Annotated in this window: 3 protein-coding genes; 2 read left to right on the top strand and 1 reads right to left on the bottom strand. The window is 59.5% G+C overall.

Annotated features, from left to right (window positions below; genetic code table 11):
- Positions 1-114: 114 nt before the first annotated feature.
- A complete protein-coding gene (locus tag BHV64_RS09265) occupies positions 115-438 on the top strand; it encodes a DEAD/DEAH box helicase (protein ID WP_288115791.1) in 324 nt (107 codons plus the stop codon).
- Positions 435-2,108: a DEAD/DEAH box helicase gene (locus BHV64_RS09260; protein ID WP_288115790.1), complete on the top strand. Its 1,674-nt coding sequence runs from the start codon at positions 435-437 to the stop codon at positions 2,106-2,108. Before BHV64_RS09265 ends, BHV64_RS09260 begins: the two co-directional genes overlap by 4 nt.
- Before the next feature lie 3 nt (positions 2,109-2,111).
- Here BHV64_RS09260 and BHV64_RS09255 read toward each other — a convergent pair.
- Positions 2,112-2,309, bottom strand: a 198-nt coding sequence (locus tag BHV64_RS09255; protein WP_353744050.1) for an ATP-binding protein, incomplete at its 5' end; no start/stop codon positions are given.

The following is a 2,309-nucleotide window of genomic DNA, read 5'->3' as shown; positions in this document are numbered from 1 at the left end:
CCAACAGGGGCTATGCTCGAACCCGAAAAAACACGTACCCCGTCACAAAAGATTTCGCGGAAAAGTCGTCAAACCGGATAATTTGGCGTACCTTTGCCCAACAAATCATCATAAATGAATCAATTAGAAGAATTTAAGGCTTTAGGACTGTCCGACGATATACTTACTGCCATTGCCAAAAAAGGGTTCGAAACCCCCTCGGCCATTCAGAGCCTCACCATTCCCCACCTGCTCACCACCGACAAAGACATCATCGCACAAGCACAAACCGGCACGGGTAAAACCGCCGCTTTCGGCCTGCCGATTATCCAGATGCTGACTTCCCGGCGGAATATTCCGCAGGCCATCGTCCTCGTTCCGACCCGCGAACTGGCCCTGCAGGTGACATTCCGCAGGCCATCGTCCTCGTTCCGACCCGCGAACTGGCCCTGCAGGTGACGCAGGAACTCATTTCGTTCAATACCCACGACCTTTCGATCGCCCCGATCTACGGCGGCGCCTCGATGACCGAACAGTTGCGGCGCTTGAAAAAAGGCATCGACATCGTCGTCGGCACGCCGGGCCGCATCCTCGACCACATCCGCCGGGGCACGCTCGACCTCTCGGCGATCGCCTACCTGGTGCTCGACGAGGCGGACGAAATGCTCAACATGGGTTTCATCGAGGATATCGAAGAGATCATGCACGCCATGACCGGCCCCAAACGCGTGCTGCTCTTCTCGGCCACGATGCCCGACCGCATCGCGGCGCTGGCCCGCAACTACATGCACGACCCCGACCTCCTGAAGGTCGAATCGCAGCACGTCACCACCGACCTGACGAACCAGATCTATTTCGAGGTGCGCGAAGGCGACAAGTTCGACGCCCTGACCCGCATCATCGACGTCGAACCCATCGTCTTCTCCCGCACCCGAACGGGCGCGGACGAGATCGTGGCCAAACTCCTGGAACGCGGCTATGCGGCCGAAGTCCTTCACGGCGACATTTCGCAGACCCAGCGCGAGAAGATCCTGGGCAAATTCAAGAAAAAACAGGTCAATATCCTGGTGGCTACGGACGTGGCGGCCCGGGGCATCGACGTAAGCAACCTCACGCACGTAATCAACTACTCGCTGCCGCAGGACTCCGACAGCTACGTCCACCGCATCGGACGCACGGGCCGCGCCGGCAACCAGGGAACGGCCATCACCTTCATCTCGCCCTCCGAGATGCGCAAATTCGGGTTCCTGAAGCGGACGATCAAGGCCGACATCAAGTTGGAACAGCTCCCCACGCCGGCCGACATCATCGCCACCAAGCGCAACAAGATCAAGGAAGATCTGGACGCCATCGTCGAGAGCGAAAGTTACGGCGAATGTACGGGGATGGCAGCCGAACTACTGGAGAATTATCCGCCCGAAGTGGCCCTGAGCGCCCTGCTGCGCCTGGCGTTCAAGAACGAGCTGAGCGAGAGCAGCTATCCCGAAATCCGTTCGATCGACGTCGATCGCAAGGGCAAGGCCCGGATCTTCCTCGCCTTCGGCGCCCGCGACGGCTACGATACCCGCAAGACGGTCCGGCTCCTCAAACAGGAGTGCGGACTCTCCGACCACGATATCGACGACGTACGGGTCATGGAGGACTTCTCGTTCGCAACGGTTCCCTTCGACCGAGCCGAAAAAGTCGTCAGGGCTTTGAATAAGCTCTCGCACGGACGTCCCATCGCGGAAATATCGAAAGACAGCCCTTCGGCCCGCACATCCGGCGGAAGACAATCCCACCGCCGCAGGGAGTCCGACACCCGATCCGGACGTAAAACCGGCCGGAAACCCGAAAGCCGGGAATCCTATCGCCAAGACTCCTCCGTGCAGGAGGCTTTCGGTGCGCCCGACGATCGGAACGGACATCGGAAATCCGTCCGCAGCCCAAAAACGTCCGGCACGAAAGCCGGGAAGAAACCCGCAACGACAGTCAAGGCGAGCAGCAAAACGTCCACACCGGAGAAAACCGCTGCGAAGAGAGCTTCCGAACTCCCCGAAAACTGGTTCGAAGAGTGGTTCGGCCAGCGGCAACCCGCCCGCAACAAAAAAGGGCCGAACCGGACCCCGAAGCGAAAAAACAGAGATTAAACATCAAACCGGCTCCCCGGCCGAGGCGGGTCGTTCGTCCGCAGGAGATTTGGCGATCGTGAAGCTGAAGGTCGCCCCTTCGCCATAGACCGACTCCACGGTCATCTCGCCGCCGTTGCGATGCACCAGGTCCAGGCAAAGCTGCAACCCCAGTCCCGACCCCTCCTCTTTTCCGGTCCCGTAAGTGGTGAAATACATCGC

This window comes from Alistipes sp. 56_sp_Nov_56_25 (genome assembly GCF_001915285.1).
Classification (GTDB): Bacteria; Bacteroidota; Bacteroidia; order Bacteroidales; family Rikenellaceae; genus Alistipes; species Alistipes shahii.
This window is presented reverse-complemented; position numbering and strand designations above follow the sequence as displayed.